Below are 23787 nucleotides of genomic sequence, written 5' to 3'. Positions count from 1 at the left end.
CCAACATTGACCGGAAACCGGTAAACAAGTTCCCAAAACGGTAATAAAGTCAATGCTGGCACGGGAAAAACTATCGTGGCGCCAGCTCGTTCAAATGGCGAGCGACCGCGATCCATGCACCGATATACCCCAACAGTACCGCTCCGATCAAGAGCGACAGACCATCGGACGCCGGCACCCCACCCAGGGCGAAGTCACTGCCATACAGCCCGGAGAGCCCGACGACCGCCTGGTTCAGCCAGTTCAGGCCGAATGCCAGGATACCCCAGGCCAACAGCCCCGCGCCCAGGCCATACAAGGCGCCCATGTACAGGAACGGCCGGCGTACATAGCTATCGGTGCCACCGACCAGCTTGATCACTTCGATCTCGGTACGGCGGTTTTCAATATGTAGACGAATTGTGTTACCGATTACTAACAGCAGCGCAGAAATCAGCATGACAGCCAGGCCGAAGACAAAGCGATCGCCCAGCTTCAGGATTGCCGCCAGGCGCTCGACCCAGACCAGGTCCAGCTGTGCCACTTCGACCTTTGGCAGCTCCGACAGGCGCTGACGCAAGGCTTCAAGTGCTGGCTTGTCGACCTCGGTCGGGGTCACCACCACCACGCCAGGCAGCGGGTTCTCGGGGAGCTCGCGCAACGCCTCACCCAGGCCGGACTGCTGCTGGAACTCTTCCAGCGCTTGATCGCGGCTGACATACAGCGCGTCGGCCACCCCAGGCATGTGCTTGATCTCGTCGCGCAGCGCTTCACCTTCCTTGCTGCCAGCGTCGAGCTTGAGGTACAGCGAAATCTGCGCGGCGCGCTGCCAGGAGCCGCCGAGCTTTTCGACGTTCTTCAGCAGCAACGACAGGCCCATGGGCATGCTCAACGCCACTGCCATTACCAGGCAGGTGAAGAAGCTGCCGATCGGCTGCTTGCCGAGGCGACGCAAGCTGTCGGCCATGCTCGCGCGATGGCTTTCCAGCCAGGCGTGCAGCAGTGTGCGGAAATCTGGGCCGTCATCGTCGTCGCGCTTTTTCTTCGCCGGTTGCGGGTCGGCGGGTTTCGGCGCAACCCGTTCGGAAACCTTCGGCGTACGTGTAGTGCTCATTGCCCGGCCTCCCCATCGCCGATCAGACGGCCGCGCTGCAGGGTCAGCATGCGATGCCGCATGCGCGCGATCAGTGCCAGGTCGTGGCTGGCGATCAATACCGTGGTGCCCAGGCGGTTGATGTCTTCGAACACGCCCATGATCTCTGCGGCCAGGCGCGGGTCAAGGTTGCCGGTGGGTTCGTCGGCCAGCAACAGGGCCGGCTGATGGACGATGGCACGTGCGATACCGACCCGTTGTTGCTGCCCCGTGGACAAATCGGCCGGGAACAGTTCGCCTTTGTCGGCCAGCGAGACACGCTCCAAGGCCGAGTCGACGCGTTTGGTGATCTCGGCCTTGGACAGGCCGAGGATCTGCAGCGGCAAGGCGATGTTGTTGAACACCGTGCGGTCGAACAGCAACTGGTGGTTCTGGAACACCACACCGATCTGCCGGCGCAGGAACGGGATCTGCGCATTGCTGATCTGGCCCAGGTCCTGCCCTGCCAGCAGCAGCTTGCCGCTGGTCGGGCGCTCCATGGCCAGAAGCAGGCGCAGCAAGGTGCTCTTACCGGCACCCGAGTGCCCGGTGACGAACAGGAATTCGCCCCGGCGCGCCCGGAAACTCAGCTCATGCAAGCCTACATGGCCATTGGGATAGCGCTTGGCAACCTGTTCGAATCGGATCATGGATGCTCTCGCTCGGCGAACAGCGCTTTGACGAACGGCTCGGCTTCGAAGGTGCGCAGGTCGTCGATACCTTCACCCACACCGATGAAACGGATCGGAATGCTGAACTGCTTGGCCAGGGCGAAGATAACGCCACCCTTGGCGGTGCCGTCCAGCTTGGTCAGGGCCAGGCCGGTCAGTTCGACGCTCTGGTTGAAGTACTTGGCCTGGCTGATGGCGTTTTGGCCGGTGCCGGCGTCGAGCACCAGCAGCACCTCGTGCGGCGCCTCGGCGTCGAGCTTGCCGATCACTCGGCGCACCTTCTTCAGCTCTTCCATCAGGTTGTCTTTGGTGTGCAGACGGCCGGCGGTATCAGCGATCAGCACGTCGACGCCACGGGCCTTGGCGGCCTGCACGGCGTCGAAGATCACCGAGGCCGAGTCGGCACCGGTGTGCTGGGCGATTACCGGGATCTGGTTACGCTCACCCCAAACCTGCAACTGCTCGACCGCCGCGGCGCGGAAGGTGTCGCCCGCAGCCAGCATGACCTTCTTGCCTTCCAGCTGCAGCTTCTTGGCCAGCTTGCCAATGGTGGTGGTCTTGCCGGCGCCGTTCACGCCGACCACCAGGATCACGTAGGGCTTGTTTTGCGCCTGGATCTTCAACGGCTGCTCGACCGGACGCAGCAGCGCAGCCAGTTCTTCCTGCAGCGACTTGTACAGCGCATCGGCATCGGCCAACTGCTTGCGGGCGACCTTCTGGGTCAGGTTCTGGACGATGGCCGAAGTCGCTTCCACGCCAACGTCGGCGGTCAGCAGGCGGGTCTCGATCTCGTCGAGCAGGTCGTCATCGATGACTTTTTTGCCCAGGAACAGGCTGGCCATGCCTTCGCCGATACTGGCGCTGGTCTTGGACAGGCCCTGCTTGAGGCGGGCGAAGAAGCCGGGTTTGGACTGTTCAGTGGCGACCGGCGCGGCAACGGGCTCGGGTTCGACCGGGGCTGGAGCTGGAGCTGGAGCTGGAGCTACTGGAGTTTCTGCAGCTGGAGCTGGAACCGCGACCGGGGCGGGCTCGGCAACCACCGGCGCTGGCTGGGGTGCGGCTGCCACCGGCGCTGCTGGCTCGACCGCTGGTCGCTCAGGAATTGCAGGCGGGGCCGTGGGCTCAAGGTCCGGCACCAGGGCCACAGGCTCTTCGGCAACTGGCAATACCAGATTGCTGACAGGCGGCTCGACGGCACGAATTACCGGGGCTTCGGGGGCAGTTACCACCGGCGCTTGGGGTTCGACCTGCGGCGCACTGGCTTGCGCGTTCGCGGGCATGCTCGCCGCCACAGGGGGCTGGGCAGGCTGAGAAGGCTCAGGGTCAGCCAGGGCCGGTACAGGTTGAGGCGGCTCGGGCGCAACAGGGGCTTCTGCGGCCACCGGCTCGACCGGCGCCACAGCAGGCTGCTCGACGGCAGGCTGCGCTGCTACCGGCTCTTCAGCCTGTGGCTCGGGGGTTTGCGGCTGTTCGGCGACAGGTTGCTGCGGCTTCTTGCGAAACCAGCTGAACAGGCCTTTCTTTTCGCCAGACTCGGCCGGCGCTTTTTTGTCGTCGTTGGAACCAAACATGGAGGACGGCTATCTCAGGGTAGCGATGCGCCAGCAATGACGCATCGGGAATTCTCTATACGCAGAACAGACTATCTTGAAGCCGGCTGGTTCATGCGCAACGTTTTGTCTTAGTGTCCTGTGGGCCAGAACGGCGACAGGCATGGTCGCCAGGCAACCGGATCAGTATCCTAGCACCTCCTGGCCCGCCGACGCTAAACCCTGCGGGCCGCCGAACAGGTTAAACACCGTATGAATGCTCTAGCCCGCCGCGCCGCTGGCCTGTTGCTCGGCACGCTCTGCCTGCCGCTCGCGGCCTTCGCCGCCGATGTGCAACCGACCCACGAATTCATCCTCGACAACGGCCTCAAGGTGGTCGTGCGCGAAGACCACCGCGCGCCGGTGGTGGTCTCGCAGATCTGGTACAAGGTGGGCTCCAGCTACGAGACCCCAGGCCAGACCGGCCTGTCCCACGCGCTTGAACACATGATGTTCAAGGGTAGCGCCAAAGTCGGCCCCGGCGAGGCCTCGCGCATCCTGCGCGACCTGGGTGCGGAAGAGAACGCCTTCACCAGCGACGACTACACGGCCTATTACCAGGTGCTGGCCCGCGACCGCCTGCCGGTGGCCCTTGAGCTGGAGGCCGATCGCCTGGCCAGCCTGCGCCTGCCCGCCGACGAGTTCAGCCGCGAAATAGAAGTGATCAAAGAGGAGCGCCGCCTGCGCACCGACGATCAGCCCAATGCCAAGGCGTTCGAGCTGTTCCGCGCGATGGCCTACCCGGCCAGTGGCTACCACACCCCGACCATTGGCTGGATGGCCGACCTCGACCGCATGAAGGTCGAAGAGCTGCGCCATTGGTACGAATCCTGGTATGCGCCCAACAATGCCACCCTGGTGGTGGTCGGCGATGTCACCGTCGATGAGGTCAAGGGCCTGGCGCAAAAGTACTTCGCCGGCATTCCCAAGCGTGCGGTGCCGCCCGCCAAGCTGCCGCTTGAGCTGGCCGAGCCCGGCCAACGCCAGTTGACCTTACACGTGCGCACCCAGTTGCCGAGCCTGATCTACGGCTTTAACGTACCTGGCCTGCCGACCGCCAAGGACCCGCGCACGGTGCATGCCCTGCGCCTGATCTCGGCCCTGCTCGATGGCGGCTACAGCGCACGGATGCCAGCCCGCCTGGAGCGCGGCCAGGAACTGGTGGCCGGTGCGTCGTCCAGCTACAACGCCTTTACCCGTGGCGACAGCCTGTTCCTGATCTCGGCCACGCCGAACGTGCAGAAGCAAAAAACCATGGAAGACGTGGAAAAGGGCATCTGGCAGTTGCTGGAAGAGCTCAAGACCACGCCACCCAGCGCCGAAGAACTCGAACGCGTGCGCGCCCAGGTGATCGCCGGCCTGGTCTACGACCGCGACTCCATCAGCAGCCAGGCCACCACCATCGGCCAGCTGGAGACCGTGGGCCTGTCCTGGAAGCTGATCGACAGCGAGCTGGACGAGCTCAAGCGCGTGACCCCGCAAGACATCCAGAACGCTGCGCGCACCTATTTCACCCGCGAACGCCTGAGCGTTGCCCATGTATTGCCCGAGGAGTCCGCTCATGAGTGATCGCAGCGCACCACGCCACACCCTGCTGGCCACGGGCATCCGCGCCCTGGCGCTGGCGGCGGTATTGACGGCCCCGGCCCTGGCCGACAACGCGGCCAAGGCTGACAGCACCGCGGCCCGCCCGGCCAATACCCTGCAGTCGCTGGCCGAGCTGGACGGCAAAGCCCCCAGCCGACGTCAGCTGAACATCCAGCACTGGAACACCGCCGAAGGCGCCCGGGTACTGTTCGTCGAAGCCCGCGAACTGCCGATGTTCGACCTGCGCGTCACCTTCGCCGCCGGTAGCAGCCAGGACGGCGGCACGCCAGGCCTGGCCGCCTTGACCAACGCCATGCTCAACGAGGGCGTGGCCGGCAAGGACGTGACCGCCATTGCCGAAGGCTTCGAGGGCCTGGGCGCAGACTTCGGCAACGGCTCGTACCGCGACATGGCCGTGGCATCGCTGCGCAGCCTGAGCACCAAGGACAAGCGCGAACCGGCGCTCAAACTGTTCGCTGAAGTGGCAGGCAAGCCGACCTTCCCCGAGGACGCCCTCAAGCGCATCAAGAACCAGATGCTGGCCGGCTTCGAATACGACAAGCAGAACCCCGGCAAGCTCGCGGGCAAGGCCCTGTTCGGCAAGCTGTACGGCGACCACCCGTACGCCCACCCGAGCGACGGCAGCGCCGAGAGCATCAACGGCATCACCCTGGCACAGTTGCGCGCCTTCCACGCCAAGGCCTACTCGGCCGGCAACGCGGTCATCGCCCTGGTCGGCGACCTCAGCCGCGCCGAAGCCGAAGCCATTGCCGCCCAGGTATCCGCCGGTCTGCCGAAAGGCCCGGCGCTGGCTGCACCAGCACAACCGACCGACCCCAAGGCGGGCCTGACCCACATCGACTTCCCGTCCAAGCAGACCCACCTGATGCTGGCCGAGCTGGGTATCGACCGCCAGGACCCGGACTGGCCGGCCCTGTCGCTGGGCAACCAGATCCTCGGCGGTGGTGCGTTCGGCACCCGCCTGATGAGCGAAGTGCGTGAAAAACGCGGGCTCACTTACGGCGTCTACTCGGTGTTCAGCCCGATGCAGGTACGTGGCCCGTTCATGATCAACCTGCAAACCCGCGCCGAACTCAGCGAAGGCACCCTCAAGCTGGTCCAGGACATCCTGGCCGATTACCTCAAGAGCGGCCCGACCCAGCAAGAGCTGGACGATGCCAAGCGCGAGCTGGCCGGCAGCTTCCCGCTGTCCAATGCCAGCAACGCCAGTATCGTCGGCCAACTGGGGGCCATTGGCTTCTACAACCTGCCGCTTACCTGGCTGGAGGACTTCATGCAGCAGTCCCAGGCGCTCACCGTCGAGCAGGTCAAGGCCGCCATGAACAAACACCTGTCAGCCGATAAACTAGTGATCGTCACCGCGGGCCCCAAGGTGCCGCAAAAACCGCTGCCAGCCCCCACTGACAAGCCTTCCGAGCAACCGCTCGGCGTACCGGAGCACTAATGCCAAGATCCACCCCTCCCGCCCGCCCTCAACCGGGCCACAGCAAGGGCCAGGGCCACCTGCGCATCATCGCCGGCGAGTGGCGCAGCCGCCGCCTGGCGGTGCCTGAAGGCGACGGCCTGCGGCCAACGCCTGATCGCGTACGCGAAACCGTGTTCAACTGGCTCGCGCCCTACATCGAAGGCGCCCGCGTGCTGGACGCGTTCACCGGCAGCGGCGCGCTGGTGCTGGAAGCCTTGTCGCGCGGTGCCGAAGACGCCGTGGCACTGGACAGCAACCCCGCCGCCATCAGCAACCTCAAGGACAACCTCGAGCTGCTGCGCTGCCCTCGCGGGCAAATTCTGCAAACCGACGCGCTGCGCTACCTGCAGAACCCGGCCAAGCAGCAGTTCGACGTGGTGTTCCTCGACCCACCGTTCCACCAGGACCTGCTGGCCAACACCTGCAACCTGCTGGAACAGAACCAGTGGCTGCGGGAACAGGCGTGGATCTACACCGAGAGCGAGACCGCACCCTCGGCCTTGCAACTGCCGGGCAACTGGCGCCTGCACCGGGAGAAAAAGACCGGCCAGGTGCATTACGCGCTCTGGCAGCGGGGCTGATCACCTGACATCAGGCCGGCGTACATTGTCAGCGTAAAGCGTTGGCGTATTTAGCTACCGCACAGCAACCGGCCCCCTGACTGAAGCTGCTCCTTCGTTTCTTGCTGGAGCACTTCAACCATGACCGAACCGCCAAAGCCGACACCGTCGGTACAGTCCTTTGCCCTCGCCAATGGCCTGCGCGTCTACCTGCGCGAAGACCGTCGCGCCCCGCTGGTCAGCGTGCAGCTGTGGTACCACGTAGGCTCCATCGACGAGCCTGACGGCCACAGCGGCCTGTCCCATGTCCTGGAGCATCTGCTGTTCGAGGGCAGCAGCAAGCTGGCCAGCGGGCAATATTCGACGCTGATGACCCGCCTCGGCGGTGACCCGAATGCGTTCACGCTAGAAGACGCCACATATTTTCCACTGACCTTGCCCGTCAGCCGGCTGGAGATTGCACTGGAAGCCATGGCCGACACCATGGCCACTGCCACGCTCAGCGATGCACCCTTTGCCCGCGAACTGGCGGTGGTCATGGCCGAGCGGCGCGTCGATATCGACAACAACCCCTTGGCCCTCGCCATGGAGCAGCACCAGTTGCTAGCCCACGGCAACAGCCGCTACGCAACGCCGGTGATCGGCCACCCCGCCGATCTCCACGCCATGACGCCCGCAGCGGCCCGCACCTGGTACCAGACCTGGTATCACCCAAACAACGCGACCTTGTCAGTCGTCGGCGATATCGGGCTGCAGCCACTGCAGGCACTGGTGGCGCGGCACTTTGCCGTGATCCCCGCCCATCGCCTGCCACCCCGTCAAACGCCCGTCGAGGATGCCGAACTGACGCGCCGCGCTCAAACAGTGCACCTGCAAGGCCTGAGGCCTGGCGTGATCCTCAGTTTCAACCTGCCCAGCCAACGCACCGCCACGTCCAACGCGCAAGCCCATGCGTTGCGGCTGCTGCCCGATCTCCTCAGCGAAGGCCACGCCGCCACCCTCCGCCGCCTGCTGGTGATAGACGAACAGGTGCTGCAAGGCCTGAAGGCAACTTACGAGCCGTATCGGCGCGGCGACAGCCTGCTGACGCTCTACGCCTTCTGTAGCGCGCACGTCACGCCCGAGGCTGCGGCCGACAGGCTGTTGGCTGAAATCGAACGCTTTCGTCAGCAGCCGCCCAGCATCGAGGCGCTTCAGCGGGCCAAGGCACGCCTCCTCGCCAGGCAACTGTTTGCCCGGGACGCCATCGCTGAGCAAGCACATGCCATCGGCAGGCAGGCGGCCTGCGGGCTGGACCCCATCGCGCTGGATGATGAACGAGCCACCCTCGAAGCCGTGACGGCCGAACAGGTGCACCAGGCCGCCGTCGCCTACCTGACAGCGCCTCGCACAGCGATCACCTACATGCATAACAAGGAGCGCGCCCATGAATGACAGGATATCGCCCCCTCCGGCGGCACATGGCATCTACGGCGGCCTACTCTCCGCCCAAGGGCTGGACCTGCAACAGCGCGAGGCCATCCGCACCGAGGTACACACCTGGAGAACCGACGCCGGAACAGGCGTCACGTTCGTCGAAGCCCGCGGCTTGCCTATCGTCGATGTGGTGCTGCGCTTTAACGCCGGTACTGCTTCGGTTGACCCACCCAGCCTGGCGGCCTTGACGCTGTACATGCTCGACGAGGGCAGCCTGCGCTTCAATGCCGCCGAACATGCGCAGCGTATCGAGCGGCTCGGTGCGGTGGTTGAAAAGCAGATACGTCACGATCACGCCACCCTGAGCCTGCGCACTGTCAGTACCCGGGCACTGCTTGACCCTGCCATCGAGCTGTTCACCAGCCTCGTCGCACAACCGGCCTTTCCCGCCCCAGCCCTGGAGAAGGTCAAACGCCAGCTGGTGCTGCATGACGCTGCCCGCGCCAGGCAACCAGTGCTCAGAGCACGCAGCGAAGCCTATCGCCACCTCTTCAGCGGTCACCCCTACGGCCAGCCACAAAGCAGCACTGCGCAAGTGCTCGACGCAGTCACGCCTGCTGACCTGAAAGCGTTTCACCGACGCGCCTACTCCGCCACCAACCTGGAAATGGTCGTGGTCGGGGATCTGTCCCGCATCGAGGCGCAGGCCATGGCGCAGCGTATCAGCCAGGCACTGCCCCAAGGCTGGGCTGCGGTTGAGCTGCCAGCTGCACCGCTGACATCGGGCGCCACAATCAACATTGAGCAAGCCGGGGCAGGCAACGCGGTTCTTCTTGCGCTGCCCGTCGACGTACCGGCCAACGACCCTGAGTACCTTGCCCTGAAGTTGGCCTGCGAGGTGCTGAGTGTGGGGTCCGACTCCCGCTTGATGAAAGCGCTGCGCAAACACCAAGGCTTGACCTACGACATCTACAGCCAGCTGGTGCCCAAGCGCGTTGGAGGGCTCTTCGCGATCGAGTGGGAGATTGCCCCACCCTACGTGAAAAGCTCGCAAGCCCTGGTAGAGGCTTTGCTACGCGACTTGGTGATGCATGGGCCGACCGAGGCCGAGTTGCAACTGGCCTGCCAACAGCTGGCAGGCCAGTTGTTGCGTACGGTTGCGCAGAACAAGCGCCTGGCTGAGCTGCTGACCGAAACCACCCAGCAACGCCAACCTGCCGATCACCTGAACACGTATAACGAGCGCTTGGCCACGCTGACCCCGGAGGCGGTCCGCGAAGTCATGCAACGCAGGTTAGACCTGACGCGCAGGCTGCTGGTCAGTGTCGGCCCGGTTGTCGATCAGCAACCGCTACCGGCCTCCGACCAATAGCGCAGGTACAGCGGCAGCGTTTCATGGCACTCTAGGCAGGCACATCACGAGTTGCCCAGCATGCCCAGTTTCACTGCCACGTTCCGCCCGGCCGTCGGCCTGTCCAACCCCCATCTGCAAACCCTGTGGGGGCCGCTCTGGCGCAAGCTGCCCGAACTGCAACGCGACCGCGAGCGGCTGTGGCTGGCCGATGGCGATTTCATCGACCTCGACTGGCACGGCCCGCACCAACCGGATGCACCGTTGGTGCTGGTGCTGCATGGCCTCACCGGTTCCTCCCACTCGCCCTATGTCAAAGGCTTGCAGCAAGCCCTGCAGGGCCGCGGCTGGGCCAGTGTGGCGGTGAACTGGCGCGGTTGCTCGGGCGAACCGAACCTGCTGCCGCGCAGCTACCACTCCGGCGCCAGCGAAGACCTGGCAGAAATCGTCGCCCACCTGCGCGCCCAGCGCCCATTGGCACCGCTTTACGCGGTGGGTTATTCGTTGGGTGGCAATGTGTTGCTCAAGTACCTGGGCGAAAGCGGACCGGCCAGCCAGCTGGAAGCGGCGGTCGCGGTCTCGGTGCCGTTTCGTCTGGACCAGTGTGCCGACCGCATCGGCCAAGGCTTTTCGAAGGTCTACCAGGCGCACTTCATGCGCGAGATGCTGGCCTATGTGCAACTGAAGCAGCGGCATTTTCATGAGAAGGGCCAGCATGAGCGGCTGGCGGCGCTGCAACGGCTGGGGCCGCTGACCAACCTGCGTACCTTCTGGGACTTCGACGGCAAGGTCACCGCGCCGCTGAACGGGTTCAACGATGCACACGACTACTACCGGCGCTCATCGAGCCGCTTCTTCCTGGGTGAGAATCGCACCCCAACCCTGATCATCCACGCCAGCGACGACCCGTTCGTCTCCAGCCACAGCTTGCCCCTGGCCAGCGAACTGGCGCCGCAGACGCACTTTGAACTGCACAACCGCGGCGGCCATGTGGGCTTTGTCGATGGCAGCCTGCGCAACCCGGGGTATTACCTGGAGCGGCGGATTCCGCAGTGGCTGGTAGAAGGCGCTTAGCGGCGGCCCGGGTCAATCCCCGGTAGCCACCCCGTGCGCCGGGTTGTTGATCCATTCGCTCCACGACCCCGCATACAGCCGCCCCAGCGGATAGCCCGCCAGTGCCAAGGCAAACAGGTTGTGGCAAGCGGTCACGCCCGACCCACAGTAGGCCACCAGGTGCTCCGGCGAGCGCCCGGCCAGTTTTTCTGCGAACCGTTGCTTGAGCGCTTCGGCCGGCAGGAAACGCCCGTCAGCCCCCAGGTTGTCGGTGAACGCCGCGCACTGCGCGCCAGGGATGTGCCCGGCGACCGGGTCGATCGGTTCGACTTCACCCCGGAAGCGCGGCAGCGCGCGGGCGTCGATCAGCGTCAGCTCGGCATCGCCCAGGTGCTTGGCCAGGTGCGCGGCATCGATCAGCAGCTTGCTGTCAGGTTCGCCCTTGAAGGTCCCTTCGCGCTTGAGCGGTGGGTCCAGGCTCAGCGGCAGGTGCGCCGCATGCCATGCCTTGAGCCCGCCATCGAGAATCGACACGCCGCTGCGCTTGCCCAACCAGGCCAGCAACCACCAGGCGCGAGCAGCAAACGCACCCGGGCCGTCGTCGTACAGCACCACCTCGCTGTCATTGTCCACGCCCCACTCACGCAGACGCTCGACCAGCCGCGCCGCATCGGGTAAAGGGTGGCGCCCCGTACGCCCCTTGCTTATCGGGCCGCTGAGGTCGCGCTCCAGGTCTGCGAAGTGCGCCCCGGCAATATGCCCCTCGGCATAGCTGCGTTGGCCATAATCCACATCCTCGAGGGCAAAGCGGCAGTCGAGGATCACCAAATCGGGCGAGCCCAGACGCTCGGCCAACGCTTCCGGGGTGATCAATTGCGCAAGGGGCATGACAATCTCCTGATCGATAGCACTCGGGCCCTGGTTTACAGTTCCAAGGCCTGGTTGAAGGGTACGTGGAATTCCTGGCACAGCGCGTCCACGGCGCTGCGGGCATCTGCGGTGACAAAGCCGAGCTCCAGCACCAATACCTGATAGACGCCCCGCTTGAAGGCTTCTTCACCCAGGTGCGCGGAATGCTCGCGCGTGGTGCTGAGAAAGCGCACCCACGAGGTCAGGACGATCCAGGCGTTGATGGTCAGCGACTCGATCTGCGCCGGCGCCATGGCCAGGATCCCGGCGTCGACGAAGCCACGGTAAATCGCTTGGCCCTGACGCAGGCAGCGCTCGGAAAACCGCCGGTAACGGGCGGCCAGCTCGGGGTCGCTGTCCAGCAAGTGCTCCAGGTCGCGGTGCAGGAAGCGGTAGTTCCACATCGCCGCGAGCAGGGCCTTGAGGTAGAAACGTTTGTCTTCCACGGTGGCGCAACGCCCTTGAGGCGGGCGCAAAAAGCTGTCCACCAGCTCTTCGTACTGGCTGAACAACAGGGCGATGATCGCCTGCTTGTTGGGGAAGTGGTAATACAGGTTGCCGGGCGAAATTTCCATGTGCGCGGCAATGTGGTTGGTACTGACGCTACGTTCGCCCTGCTGGTTGAACAGCTCCAGGCTGTTCTGCACGATGCGCTCTCGGGTCTTCATGCGCGGGGCCATGCTCAGCTCCCAGTCTGCGGGCCTTGATCAAAGGGCCATCTTAAGGCGTATCCGGTGTGGAATACACCGCTCGACGCCAACGAAAAATTCGCACGATCGTTCGGATTAGAGTATAGGCTCTAGGGATTTCCTGCCCGGATTCGAGCCGATATGACCTCGCCCGTTGACGTGCCTCCTGTGCATTCCGACCTCGACCTGACGGCGAGGTTCGCCGCCCAACGCCTGGCCTTTGCGGGTAACCCCGCACCCCCGGCAGCCCAGCGCCGGCAATGGCTGAGGAGCCTGCGCGAGGCACTGCTGGCCGAGCAAACGCAGCTGATCGAAGCCATCGATCAAGACTTTGACGGGCGCAGCGCCGATGAAACCTTGTTGGCTGAATTGCTGCCCTCGGTCCAGGGCCTGCGCCACGCCGAAAAGCACCTGCGACGCTGGATGCGCGCCAGCAGGCGCCGCGTCGGCCTGGCCTTCCAGCCCGCCAGCGCGCAGGTGCGCTATCAACCGCTGGGCGTGGTCGGCATCATCGTGCCGTGGAACTACCCGCTGTTTCTCGCCATTGGCCCGCTGACCTGTGCCCTGGCCGCAGGCAACCGGGTCATGCTCAAGCTCAGCGAAGCAACGCCCGCCAGCGCCCTGGCCCTCCAGCAGTTGCTGGCGCGCGTGTTCCCCGAAGACCTGGTCAGCGTGGTGTTGGGTGAGGTCGAGGTTGCCCAGGCCTTTGCCCGCCTGCCGTTCGATCACCTGCTGTTCACCGGTGCAACCAGCGTCGGCCGCCAGGTGATGCTGGCCGCGGCGCACAACCTGACCCCGGTCACCCTGGAGCTGGGCGGCAAATCCCCGGCCATCGTCTCGGCCAGCGTGCCCCTGGACAGCGCGGCCGAGCGCATCGCCTTCGGCAAAACCCTGAACGCCGGCCAAACCTGCGTGGCCCCCGATTACGTGCTGGTACCGCGCGAGCGGCTGGGGGCCTTCAGTGACGCTTACCAGTCCGCCGTCCACCGCCTGTTCCCGCGTATCGCCGACAACCCCGACTACACCGCCATCATCAACCCGCGGCAGTTGCAGCGCCTGCAGCACCTGCTGGACGACGCCCGCGACCAAGGCGCCCAGGTGCTCGACCTGTACCCAGGCGAGCCGCGCCAGGGCCGACGCCTGCCCCCTCACCTGCTGCTGCACGTGAACGACGAGATGCAAGTGATGCAGGACGAAATCTTCGGCCCGCTGCTGCCGCTGGTGCCCTACGACAGCCTCGACCAGGCATTGGCCTACATCAACCAGCGCCCTCGCCCACTGGCTCTTTACTACTTCGGCTACGACCGCAGCGAACAGGAACACGTGCTGCGTCACAGCCACTCCGGCGGCGTGTGCCTGAACGACACCCTGCTGCATGTGGCTCAGGACGACCTGCCCTTTGGCGGCATCGGGCCTTCCGGCATGGGCCACTACCACGGCCACGAGGGTTTTCTGACCTTCAGCAAGGCCAAGGCCGTGCTGGCCAAACAGCGCCTGAACGCTGCACGCCTGATTTACCCACCGTATGGCAAGGCCTTGCAGCGCCTGGTCTACAAGCTGTTCATTCGCTGAGCCCAAGCCCATGCAGCGTCGCGACTTGCTCCGCTTCAGCCTGGGCGCCAGCGCCTTCCTCGCCACCACCAGCCTGGTCGGCTGCACGGCACAGTCGGCCGCGCCCGGTTACAAGGTGCTGCGTGATGACGATCTGCCCCTGTTGAGCGCGCTGATCCCGGTGGTACTGGCCGGCACCCAGGCCGTCGAGGCGCTGGTGCTGCACAGCCTCGATCACAAACTGGCGGCGCTGTCGCCAGAAATGCTCAAGCTCACCCGGCAACTGTTCGACGTGCTCAGCCTGCCGCTGACCCGTGGCCCGCTGACTGGCGTGTGGGGCGCCTGGCAGCAGGCCAGCAGCGAGCAGATCAACGCGTTTCTGCAACGCTGGCAGGACAGTTCGCTGAACCTGCTGCGCATGGGCCACGCCTCGTTGCTGCAATTGCTGCAGATGGCCTGGTATGAACGGCCGGAAGCCTGGGCCGCCTGCGGCTACCCAGGGCCACCGAAGATCTGACGACCACAAGAGCCTTGCCAATGCCTGTAATCGACCCGTTTCGCCAAGGCCTCGAACGCGGCTGGATCACCCACGACGGCTCGCGCCTGACGCATGACCTGGCCCTGCAGGCCGATGTCGCCGTAATCGGCAGCGGCGCTGGCGGCGCCACCAGCGCGCAGTTGCTCAGCGCCGCGGGGTTCAAGGTGCTGCTAATCGAAGAAGGCCCCCTGAAGACCAGCAGCGACTTCCACCTGCTGGAGAGCGAGGCCTACGCCAGCCTCTACCAGGAAGGCCTCGGCCGCATGAGCAAGGACGGCGCCATCACCATTCTGCAGGGCCGCGCCGTGGGCGGCACCACGCTGGTGAATTGGACCTCGAGCTTTCGCACGCCGCCACAGACCCTGGCCCATTGGGCCCGGGAGCACCAGGTCAATGGCTTGGACAACGAGGCGCTAGGCCCCTGGTTCGAGCGCATCGAACAGCAGCTGGGCATCAGCCCTTGGGCCTTGCCACCCAACGCCAACAACGAGGTCCTGCGCCGTGGCTGCGAACAACTCGGCTATCGCTGGGCGGTAATCCCGCGCAACGTGCGGGGTTGCTGGAACCTTGGCTATTGCGGCATGGGCTGCCCGGTCAACGCCAAGCAATCGATGCTGGTGACGACTATTCCAGCCACCCTCGACCAGGGCGGCGAGCTGCTCTATCTTGCGCGTGCCGAGCGCTTCGAGCACAACGGCGAGCGCATTACCCAGTTGCAGTGCACAGCCCTGGATGCCCAAGGGATAAACCCCACCGGCCGGCAGATCAGCGTGCGCGCCCGCCACTACATCCTCGCCGGGGGCGGTATCAACAGCCCAGCCCTGCTGCTGCGCTCCAACGCTCCCGACCCACACGCCCGCCTGGGCAAACGCACCTTCCTGCACCTGGTCAACTTCAGCGCGGCACGGTTCAAGGCGCGCATCGACCCCTATTACGGTGCTCCGCAGTCCATCTACAGCGATCACTTCCAATGGCTGGGCGGCAGCGGCGGCCCGGTCGGCTACAAACTGGAAGTGCCTCCGCTGCACCCGGCCCTGGCCAGCACCCTGCTGGGCGGGCATGGCAGCGAAAATGCCCAGCGCATGGCCGAGCTGCCGCATACCCACGTGATGCTGGCGTTGCTGCGCGATGGCTTCCACCCAGAAAGCCAGGGTGGCACGGTTGAGCTGCGTGGCGATGGCTCGCCCGTGCTGGATTACCCGGTCAATGACTACCTGCGCGACGGTTTGCGCCGCGCCTACCGCAGCATGGCGCAGATCCAGTTTGCCGCCGGGGCCGAGCAGGTGTTGCCGGTGCACAGTGATGCCCGTTACACCAACAACCTTGGCGAAGCCCTGACGATGATCGACGGCCTGCCACTGGCGCCGTTCCGCACACGCTTGGGCAGCGCCCACGTGATGGGCGGCTGTGCCCTGGGTGAAGACCCGCGACACGCGGTGTGCAACAGCCTGGGCCAGCACCATCAGCTGGAAAACCTGTCGATTCACGACGGCTCGCTGTTCCCCACCAGCATCGGCGCCAACCCGCAATTGTCGGTGTACGCCATCAGCGCCAAGCTCACCGAGGCCCTGATCGCCCGCCTGGCACACAACGCATGACAACGAATGCACCCACTGTCTATAGTGCCATCAGCCGGCCGCATGACTTGGCCGGGCGCTATCGCTGCGCTACCATCCGACTCCCCAACGCACTCCAGCCAGGATGACGCGATGAACCGAGTGTTGTACCCGGGTACTTTCGACCCCATTACCAAAGGCCATGGCGACTTGGTCGAGCGCGCCTCGCGGCTCTTCGACCATGTGATTATCGCGGTGGCGGCCAGCCCGAAGAAAAATCCCCTGTTCCCGCTGGAACAACGGGTTGCGCTGGCCCGTGAGGTCACCAAGCACCTGCCCAATGTCGAAGTCATCGGCTTCTCTTCCCTGTTGGCGCATTTTGCCAAGGAACAGGGCGCCAACGTCTTCCTGCGTGGCCTGCGCGCGGTCTCCGACTTCGAGTACGAGTTCCAGCTGGCGAACATGAACCGGCAACTGGCACCCGATGTCGAGAGCCTGTTCCTGACGCCGTCGGAGCGTTATTCGTTCATTTCCTCGACGTTGGTCCGGGAAATCGCGGCATTGGGGGGTGATATCAGCAAATTCGTCCACCCCATAGTGGCTGAGGCGCTGACCGAACGGTTCAAGAAGTAAGCCTGCACGCCTGATCATCGCGCCCGCGTGCACTGCGGGCGCGAATGCGGCACAATTGTGCCCACAGCGTTGAACATGCCCGGGCTGAGAGCCCCGGCCGGAGTCCCCATGTCCCTGATCATCACCGACGATTGCATCAACTGCGACGTCTGCGAACCCGAGTGCCCGAACGAGGCCATCTCCCAAGGCGAAGAGATCTACGTGATCGACCCTAACCTGTGCACCCAGTGCGTGGGTCATTACGACGAGCCACAGTGCCAGCAGGTCTGCCCGGTCGACTGCATCCCCCTGGATGAAGCGCACCCAGAGACCGAAGAGCAGCTGATGGCCAAGTACCGCCTGATTACGGGCAAGGCCTAAGCCCACCTGCACTTACGCGCCCCTCTGTAGGAGCGGCCTTGTGTCGCGAAAGGGCCGCAAAGCGGCCCCGGCAATTTATGCTGCGACGCTGAAAACCTGGGGCCGCTTCGCGCCCCATCGCGACGCAAGGCCGCTCCTACAAGGTACAGCGAAACACTTCAGCGCTGGCAGCGTGGGCAAAACACGCTTGCCCGCTGGCCTAGCTTCACCTCGCGCAAGGTCGTGCCACACAGTTTGCACGGCATCCCGCCCCGCCCGTAGACGAACAGTTCCTGCTGGAAGTAGCCCGGCTGCCCATCCCCGCCGATGAAATCACGCAAGGTCGTGCCGCCCTGCTCGATGGCCGCTGCCAGCACGCGTTTGATCTCGATGGCCAGCTTCAGGTACCGCGCCCGCGAAATACCGCCCGCCTCGCGGCGTGGGTCGATGCCCGCAGCAAACAACGCTTCGGTGGCGTAGATGTTGCCCACCCCCACGACGATGGCGTTATCCATGATGAACGGCTTGACCGCCATCGAGCGCCCACGGGAAAGCTGGAACAAACGCTCGCCATCGAACAGGTCGGTCAACGGTTCTGGCCCCAGACGCAGCAGCAGTTCGTGGTTGAGCGGGTCGAGGCTCCAGAGCATGGCGCCGAAACGGCGCGGGTCGGTGTAGCGCAGCATCAGCCCCGACTCCAGCTCGATATCCACGTGCTCGTGCTTGGCCGCCGGCAGGCCGAGCTCGACCAGGCGCAAATTGCCCGACATGCCCAAATGGCTGATCAACGTACCGACCTCGGCATTGATCAACAGGTACTTGGCCCGACGCTCTACGCTGACGATACGCTGCCCCGACAAGCGCACATCCAAGTCTTCAGGGATCGGCCAGCGCAGGCGCCGGTCACGCACCACCACCCGGCTGACCCGCTGGCCTTCCAGATGAGGCGCAATGCCGCGCCGGGTGGTTTCTACTTCGGGTAGTTCCGGCATGTGTCAGTGCCCGCCCAGCTCTCGAATATTCTGTTTGAGGTTTTCGAAGTCGTAGTCCGACAAGCCAATGTAGTCGAGCACCAGTGGCCCGACCACTTCCCATTCGTGGTCGACGCTCTGGCTGCCCAGCACCCGGTAGGACGCGCAGATGTGCTCGGCCATCTTCAGCACCGCCAGCAGGTTCTTCAGCTGGCTCTGGGTATTGCGCGAAGACTCGTCGCGGAACACGGCCAAGGCGTTGTGGTGGTTGGCGATGGCCGCCGTGAGGTGCTCGGGCAGGCGCCAGGACTTGGCGGTGAAGTACCCCACCACCGAGTGGTTGGTGTTGAACGCGCGGTTTTCCGTATCGACCACCCGCGTTTCGCCGCTGGCCTTGGCATAGGCCTCTTCCAGCACGTCCATGTAGTTGGGGAAGCGCTTGAGCATCAGCGGCACACCGCAATCATGGAACAGCCCGAGGGTGTAGGCCTCGTCAGCCGTCTGCATGCCGGTGCGCTTGGCCAAGGTCAGGCAGGTCATGGCCACATCCTGCGCGGTGTCCCAGAAGCGGTTCAGGGTGACGATGGTCTCGTCGCTCATTTCACCTTTGATCGACTGGGCGTTGATCAGGTTGATGATCGAACGGCTGCCCAGCAGGTTCACCGCGCGCTGGATCGAGCCGATCTTGTTGGAGAGGCCGAAATGTGGGGAGTTGACCAACTTGAGCAACGCGCCGGACAAGCCCGGGTCCTGGGAAATCAGCTTGGCGATGGTTTCCAGGTCTGGGTCGGGCATGTACTGCTCGAACTGCAGGTCGACCATGATCTGCGGTTGCGGCGGGATGGTGATGCCTTGCAAGGCTTGCTGGATCTGTTCGGCGCTGAGTTCTTGGGACATGCGTACACACTCGTTGAGGACGGCGAATTCTAACACCGGATCGGCTGGCTTTAGCCCTGGCCAGCACTTTGTCGCGCCTGACCCCGAAGCGAAGGCCAACACGGTATACTCCCGCTCTTTTTTCCCGGAGCGACGTCATGTCCCTGCCCAGCCTACGCCTCAAAGCCAATGCCGACCGCCGCCTGCGCGCCGGCCACCTGTGGGTCTACAGCAATGAAGTCGACGTCGCCGCGACCCCGCTGCAAGGCTTTCAGGCCGGCCAGCAAGCGATCCTCGAGGCTGCCAACGGCAAGCCGCTGGGCATCGTGGCGCTGAGCCCGAACAACCTGATCTGCGCGCGCCTGCTGTCGCGCGACATCAAGCTGCCGCTGGACAAGTCGCTGCTGGTACACCGCCTCAACGTCGCGCTGTCGCTGCGTGAGCGCCTGTTCGACAAGCCGTGCTACCGCCTGGTCTACGGCGACTCCGACCTGCTGCCAGGCCTGGTGGTCGACCGTTTCTTCGACATCCTCGTGGTCCAGTTGGCGTCGGCCACCATGGAACTGCACAAGGACGACGTGATCGCCGCCCTGGTGCAAGTGCTCAAGCCAAGCGGCATCTTGTTCAAGAACGATTCCGCCGCGCGTGATGCCGAAGGCCTGCAGCGCTACGTCGAAACCGTCTACGGCGAAGTGCCGGACTGGGTCCCGCTGGAAGAAAACGGCGTCAAGTTCGAAGCACCGGTACGTGAAGGCCAGAAGACCGGCTGGTTCTACGACCACCGCATGAACCGCGCACGCCTGGCGCCCTACGTCAAAGGCAAGCGCGTGCTCGACCTGTTCAGCTACATCGGTGGCTGGGGTGTGCAAGCCGGCGCGTTTGGCGCCAGCGAAGTGTTCTGTGTCGATGCGTCGGCTTTTGCCCTGGACGGCGTCGAGCGCAATGCCGCGCTCAACGGCATCAGCGAGAAGCTGACCTGCATCGAAGGTGACGTATTTGAAGCGCTGCGCGAGCTGAAGGCCGCCGAAGAACGCTTCGACGTGATCATTGCCGACCCACCCGCCTTCATCAAGCGCAAGAAAGACCTGAAAAACGGCGAAGCGGCCTACCGTCGCCTCAACGAACAGGCCATGCGCATGCTCAACAAGGACGGCATTCTGGTCAGCGCCTCGTGCTCGATGCACCTGCCCGAGGATGACCTGAACAACATCCTGCTGACCAGCGCCCGCCACCTGGACCGCAACATGCAACTGCTCGAGCGCGGCGGCCAAGGCCCGGACCACCCGGTGCACCCGGCCATTGCCGAAACCCGCTACATCAAGAGCATTACCTGCCGGTTGCTGCCTAACAGCTGATTGGGCAATCACTGAAGCGTGCATTACCTCCACCCCCTGTGGGAGCGGGTTTACCCGCGAAAGCGTCGGTGCATTCACCCTCGCATTCGCGGGTAAACCCGCTCCCACAGGGGTCGAGCTTGGGCTCTAAGGGATGCGCTCTGTCAGATATCCAGCACGTACGACGCGATCCCAAAGTACACCAGCACCCCCGCCGCATCGGCAATCGAGGTCACCAGCGGGCCACTGGCCGTCGCCGGGTCGAGCTTCAGCTTGGTGAACATGAACGGCAGGCTCATGCCGATCAGGCTACCCAGCAACACGATCACCAGCATGCTGCTGGCAACGATCAGGGCAATGTCCATCCCACCGCGCAGCGCGCCCAGCGATGCCACCGCCACGGCCATGGTCGCCCCCAGCGCCAGCGCAACCCCGCACTCGCGCCCGAGCATGCGCAGCCAATCACGCATGTACACTTCGCCCGTCGCCAGGCCCCGCACCATCAAGGTCGCCGACTGCGCGCCGGCATTGCCCCCGCTGTCCACCAGCAGCGGCAGGAAGAACACCAGCACGATGTGCGCGGCAATGGTTTCCTCGAACGCCGCAATCCCCGCCCCCGAGAACAGGTTGCCGAAGACCAGCAACACCAGCCACAGCACCCGTTTGCGGTACAGCAGGCTGACGGTGGCGTCGCGCAGGTTGCCCACGTGGTTGGTGATGGAGGCGCCTTTGTGGAAGTCCTCGGTGGCCTCATCGACCACCACATCAAGTGCATCGTCGCAGGTCACCAGGCCCACCAGCCGCCCGGCTTCGTCCAGCACCGGCACAGCCAGCAGGTCGTGCTCGCGGATCAAGCGGGCCACGTCTTCCTGACGGGTCGTGGTACAGACGCAAATGACCTTGTGCACCATGATGTGATCAATCAGCGCCTCAGGCGCCGCGAGGATCAACTCGCGCAAGGACAAGGTCCCGAGCAGGTTGCGCTGCCCGTCGAGCACATAGGACTGGTAGATGGTTTCGGCATCGGCGGCCTCGCGGCGCAGCATGTCGATGGCGTGGCTGGCGCTGAGGCCGGCATCCAGGCACGAGTACTCACTGGTCATCAGGTAACCGGCCGTGCCTTCGGGGTAGCCTTGCGGGTGAAGCAGGTCGTCACGACGGGCCTGGGCGGCCTGGCGCAGGTCAAGGGGTGAAACGAGCGTATCGGAGGTGTGCTGCATGAGGTTCTCCAGGCGCCGACGCAGGCACCCGCACACCTCAGCCACACGGGCTCAAGCCTTCGGAAGCCCTGGCGACGACGCGCTCAGTGCCAATTTGCGAGTTCGGTATGAACTGAAACTGGGAAGGTCCATTGAGGGTGTATCTCGTGAAGCCGCACATGCGGCGGGCGGATCATAGTCAGCTTGGGCGGGCAGGTCAGCCCCTGAACCGGCGTTTCGGAAGCGTCCTACAAGCGACCGGTCATGAGGCGAAAGCCACCGCCCAGACACATCGCCATTCCCTCACAGCGCCAGCGGTGTAGAATCGGCCTATTCATCGCCAGTCATCCCCGGCGGGTTTATGAGCTCTGGTCGAGCACGCGGCGATCCCGTGGTGTCTTCGGCCCCATCCGTGCCAGTGGCAACCGGCCTAAGGCGCATAGGACAAGAGAAGCTCACTCCCCTTTTTGTGACCTGATTAAGCCGCCAGGAGTGCTTCATGCCTGATTATCGTTCCAAGACTTCCACCCAAGGCCGCAACATGGCTGGCGCCCGAGCCCTGTGGCGCGCCACCGGGATGAAGGACGAAGATTTCAAGAAACCGATCATCGCCATCGCCAACTCGTTCACCCAGTTCGTCCCGGGCCACGTGCACCTGAAGGACCTGGGCCAGCTGGTTGCCCGTGAGATCGAGCGCGCCGGTGGCGTGGCCAAGGAATTCAACACCATCGCGGTCGACGACGGCATCGCCATGGGCCACGACGGCATGCTGTATTCGCTGCCAAGCCGCGAGATCATCGCCGACGCCGTGGAGTACATGGTCAACGCCCACTGTGCCGACGCCATTGTGTGCATCTCCAACTGCGACAAGATCACCCCCGGCATGCTGATGGCCGCCCTGCGCCTGAACATCCCGGTGATCTTCGTCTCCGGCGGCCCGATGGAAGCCGGCAAGACCAAGCTGGCCAGCCACGGCCTGGACCTGGTCGACGCGATGGTCATCGCGGCTGACTCCACGGCCTCCGACGAGAAGGTTGCCGAATACGAGCGCAGCGCCTGCCCGACCTGCGGTTCGTGCTCTGGCATGTTCACCGCCAACTCGATGAACTGCCTGACCGAAGCCCTGGGCCTGGCCCTGCCGGGCAACGGCTCGACCCTGGCCACCCACTCCGACCGCGAGCAGCTGTTCCTCACTGCCGGCCGCACCATCGTCGAGCTGTGCAAGCGCTACTACGGCGAGAACGACGAGTCGGTCCTGCCGCGCAGCATCGCCAACTTCAAGGCGTTCGAAAACGCCATGATGCTGGACATCGCCATGGGCGGTTCGACCAACACCATCCTGCACCTGCTGGCCGCGGCCCAGGAAGGCGAGGTGGCGTTCGACCTGCGGGACATCGACCGCTTGTCGCGCACAGTGCCGCAGCTGTGCAAGGTGGCGCCGAACATCCAGAAGTACCACATGGAAGACGTGCACCGCGCCGGCGGCATCTTCAGTATCCTCGGCTCGCTCGCCCGTGGCGGCCTGCTGCACACCGACCTGCCGACCGTGCACAGCCGCAGCATGGAAGAAGCCATCGCCAAGTGGGACATCACCCAGACCGACGACGAAGCGGTGCACACCTTCTTCAAAGCCGGCCCGGCGGGCATCCCGACCCAAACCGCGTTCAGCCAGTCGACCCGTTGGGAAACCCTCGACGACGACCGTGAAAACGGCTGCATCCGCAGCTTCGAACACGCCTACTCGCAAGAGGGTGGCCTGGCGGTGCTGTACGGCAACATCGCCCTCGACGGTTGTGTGGTGAAGACCGCCGGTGTCGACGAGTCGATCCATGTGTTCGAAGGCAGCGCGAAGATCTTCGAAAGCCAGGACAGCGCCGTGCGCGGCATCCTCGCCGACGAAGTGAAGGCCGGTGACATCGTCATCATCCGTTACGAAGGCCCGAAGGGCGGCCCGGGCATGCAAGAGATGCTCTACCCGACCTCGTACTTGAAATCCAAAGGCCTGGGCAAGGCCTGCGCCCTGCTCACCGACGGCCGCTTCTCGGGCGGTACCTCGGGCCTGTCGATCGGCCACGCCTCGCCGGAAGCCGCTGCAGGCGGCGCCATTGGCCTGGTGCGCGACGGCGACAAGGTGTTGATCGACATCCCCAACCGTTCGATCAACCTGCTGGTCAGCGACGAAGAGCTGGCCGAGCGCCGTGTCGAGCAGGACAAGAAAGGCTGGAAGCCAGCCGAAGTGCGTCCGCGCAAAGTGACCACCGCGCTCAAGGCCTACGCCCTGCTGGCGACCAGTGCCGACAAAGGTGCGGTGCGTAACAAAGCGATGCTCGACGGGCTGTAAGGCTCTGATGAGTGTATTGGGGCTGCC

The 23787-nt window shown here is 64.5% G+C and carries 21 protein-coding genes; 13 read left to right on the top strand and 8 right to left on the bottom strand.

What is annotated here, in order from left to right; translation table 11 throughout:
- Window positions 1-70: 70 nt before the first annotated feature.
- Genes ftsX through ftsY form a run of 3 tightly spaced genes read right to left on the bottom strand, consistent with a single transcriptional unit; the run spans window position 71 to window position 3353 of the window.
- Window positions 71-1093 (bottom strand): permease-like cell division protein FtsX, encoded by a 1023-nt coding sequence (ftsX, locus tag OO306_RS15145; protein WP_085272240.1) that lies wholly within the window; start codon window positions 1091-1093, stop codon window positions 71-73.
- Complete coding sequence (gene ftsE, locus OO306_RS15140; RefSeq protein WP_027592328.1) at window positions 1090-1761, bottom strand: cell division ATP-binding protein FtsE; 672 nt, start codon at window positions 1759-1761, stop codon at window positions 1090-1092. Before ftsE ends, ftsX begins: the two co-directional genes overlap by 4 nt.
- Window positions 1758-3353 (bottom strand): signal recognition particle-docking protein FtsY, encoded by a 1596-nt coding sequence (ftsY, locus tag OO306_RS15135; RefSeq protein ID WP_265969234.1) that lies wholly within the window; start codon window positions 3351-3353, stop codon window positions 1758-1760. Before ftsY ends, ftsE begins: the two co-directional genes overlap by 4 nt.
- 231 nt (window positions 3354-3584) lie before the next feature.
- Between ftsY and OO306_RS15130 the strand changes: the two genes are divergently transcribed.
- From OO306_RS15130 to OO306_RS15105, 6 genes are all read left to right on the top strand, one after another.
- A complete protein-coding gene (locus OO306_RS15130; RefSeq protein WP_186683357.1) occupies window positions 3585-4940 on the top strand; it encodes a pitrilysin family protein in 1356 nt (451 codons plus the stop codon).
- Entirely contained in the window at window positions 4933-6423 is a 1491-nt protein-coding gene (locus OO306_RS15125) for a pitrilysin family protein (protein WP_265969231.1), read from the top strand. The genes OO306_RS15130 and OO306_RS15125 overlap by 8 nt, the downstream gene beginning before the upstream one ends.
- Window positions 6423-7025 (top strand): 16S rRNA (guanine(966)-N(2))-methyltransferase RsmD, encoded by a 603-nt coding sequence (gene rsmD / locus OO306_RS15120; protein WP_027592324.1) that lies wholly within the window; start codon window positions 6423-6425, stop codon window positions 7023-7025. The genes OO306_RS15125 and rsmD overlap by 1 nt, the downstream gene beginning before the upstream one ends.
- Window positions 7026-7145: 120 nt before the next feature.
- The gene (locus OO306_RS15115) at window positions 7146-8438 is read left to right on the top strand and encodes a pitrilysin family protein (RefSeq protein ID WP_265969229.1); all 1293 of its coding nucleotides are present in this window, start codon (window positions 7146-7148) and stop codon (window positions 8436-8438) included.
- Window positions 8431-9792: a pitrilysin family protein gene (locus tag OO306_RS15110; protein WP_265969227.1), complete on the top strand. Its 1362-nt coding sequence runs from the start codon at window positions 8431-8433 to the stop codon at window positions 9790-9792. The genes OO306_RS15115 and OO306_RS15110 overlap by 8 nt, the downstream gene beginning before the upstream one ends.
- A gap of 60 nt (window positions 9793-9852) precedes the next feature.
- On the top strand, window positions 9853-10845 hold the full coding sequence (locus OO306_RS15105) for a hydrolase (protein WP_027592321.1): 993 nt from the start codon (window positions 9853-9855) through the stop codon (window positions 10843-10845).
- A 12-nt stretch (window positions 10846-10857) separates the two neighbouring features.
- Here the strand turns inward: OO306_RS15105 and OO306_RS15100 are convergent, their stop codons facing one another.
- Window positions 10858-11712, bottom strand: a complete 855-nt coding sequence (locus OO306_RS15100) for a sulfurtransferase (RefSeq protein ID WP_265969225.1) — start codon at window positions 11710-11712, stop codon at window positions 10858-10860.
- 35 nt (window positions 11713-11747) lie between these two features.
- Window positions 11748-12413: a TetR/AcrR family transcriptional regulator gene (locus tag OO306_RS15095; RefSeq protein WP_027592319.1), complete on the bottom strand. Its 666-nt coding sequence runs from the start codon at window positions 12411-12413 to the stop codon at window positions 11748-11750.
- Between the two features lie 150 nt (window positions 12414-12563).
- On the opposite strand from OO306_RS15095, the gene OO306_RS15090 reads away from it, so the two are divergent.
- The 5 genes from OO306_RS15090 to OO306_RS15070 all read left to right on the top strand — a co-directional run bounded on the left by OO306_RS15090 (window position 12564) and on the right by OO306_RS15070 (window position 17060).
- Window positions 12564-13994: a coniferyl aldehyde dehydrogenase gene (locus OO306_RS15090; protein WP_265969223.1), complete on the top strand. Its 1431-nt coding sequence runs from the start codon at window positions 12564-12566 to the stop codon at window positions 13992-13994.
- A 10-nt stretch (window positions 13995-14004) separates the two neighbouring features.
- On the top strand, window positions 14005-14490 hold the full coding sequence (locus OO306_RS15085; protein WP_085272233.1) for a twin-arginine translocation pathway signal protein: 486 nt from the start codon (window positions 14005-14007) through the stop codon (window positions 14488-14490).
- A 20-nt stretch (window positions 14491-14510) separates the two neighbouring features.
- Window positions 14511-16109 carry a GMC family oxidoreductase gene (locus OO306_RS15080; RefSeq protein WP_265969222.1) on the top strand — a complete coding sequence of 533 codons (1599 nt, stop codon included), beginning with the start codon at window positions 14511-14513 and terminating at the stop codon, window positions 16107-16109.
- Window positions 16110-16220: 111 nt separating this feature from the next.
- Window positions 16221-16700, top strand: a complete 480-nt coding sequence (gene coaD, locus OO306_RS15075; protein ID WP_016393341.1) for a pantetheine-phosphate adenylyltransferase — start codon at window positions 16221-16223, stop codon at window positions 16698-16700.
- A 108-nt stretch (window positions 16701-16808) separates the two neighbouring features.
- On the top strand, window positions 16809-17060 hold the full coding sequence (locus OO306_RS15070) for a YfhL family 4Fe-4S dicluster ferredoxin (RefSeq protein WP_027592315.1): 252 nt from the start codon (window positions 16809-16811) through the stop codon (window positions 17058-17060).
- 158 nt (window positions 17061-17218) lie between these two features.
- Here OO306_RS15070 and mutM read toward each other — a convergent pair whose 3' ends face one another.
- Both mutM and OO306_RS15060 read right to left on the bottom strand, forming a co-directional pair.
- Complete coding sequence (gene mutM, locus OO306_RS15065; protein ID WP_027592314.1) at window positions 17219-18031, bottom strand: bifunctional DNA-formamidopyrimidine glycosylase/DNA-(apurinic or apyrimidinic site) lyase; 813 nt, start codon at window positions 18029-18031, stop codon at window positions 17219-17221.
- Between the two features lie 3 nt (window positions 18032-18034).
- The gene (locus OO306_RS15060; protein ID WP_172960437.1) at window positions 18035-18853 is read right to left on the bottom strand and encodes an HDOD domain-containing protein; all 819 of its coding nucleotides are present in this window, start codon (window positions 18851-18853) and stop codon (window positions 18035-18037) included.
- Window positions 18854-19044: 191 nt separating this feature from the next.
- Here OO306_RS15060 and OO306_RS15055 point away from each other — a divergent pair, with 191 nt between their 5' ends.
- Window positions 19045-20241, top strand: coding sequence for a class I SAM-dependent rRNA methyltransferase (locus OO306_RS15055; protein ID WP_027592312.1), 1197 nt, complete (start codon window positions 19045-19047; stop codon window positions 20239-20241).
- A 143-nt stretch (window positions 20242-20384) separates the two neighbouring features.
- On the opposite strand, the gene mgtE is transcribed toward OO306_RS15055, so the two are convergent.
- The gene (gene mgtE / locus OO306_RS15050) at window positions 20385-21440 is read right to left on the bottom strand and encodes a magnesium transporter (protein ID WP_265969221.1); all 1056 of its coding nucleotides are present in this window, start codon (window positions 21438-21440) and stop codon (window positions 20385-20387) included.
- A gap of 478 nt (window positions 21441-21918) precedes the next feature.
- Here mgtE and ilvD point away from each other — a divergent pair, with 478 nt between their 5' ends.
- Entirely contained in the window at window positions 21919-23760 is a 1842-nt protein-coding gene (gene ilvD, locus OO306_RS15045) for a dihydroxy-acid dehydratase (protein ID WP_238217633.1), read from the top strand.
- The last annotated feature ends 27 nt before the right edge of the window (window positions 23761-23787 follow it).

It is taken from the genome of Pseudomonas sp. DCB_AW (assembly GCF_026240895.1).
Lineage (GTDB): Bacteria > Pseudomonadota > Gammaproteobacteria > Pseudomonadales > Pseudomonadaceae > Aquipseudomonas > Aquipseudomonas kermanshahensis.
The sequence above is the reverse complement of the archived record's forward strand: the minus strand, read 5'-3'. Positions and strand labels throughout refer to the sequence as shown.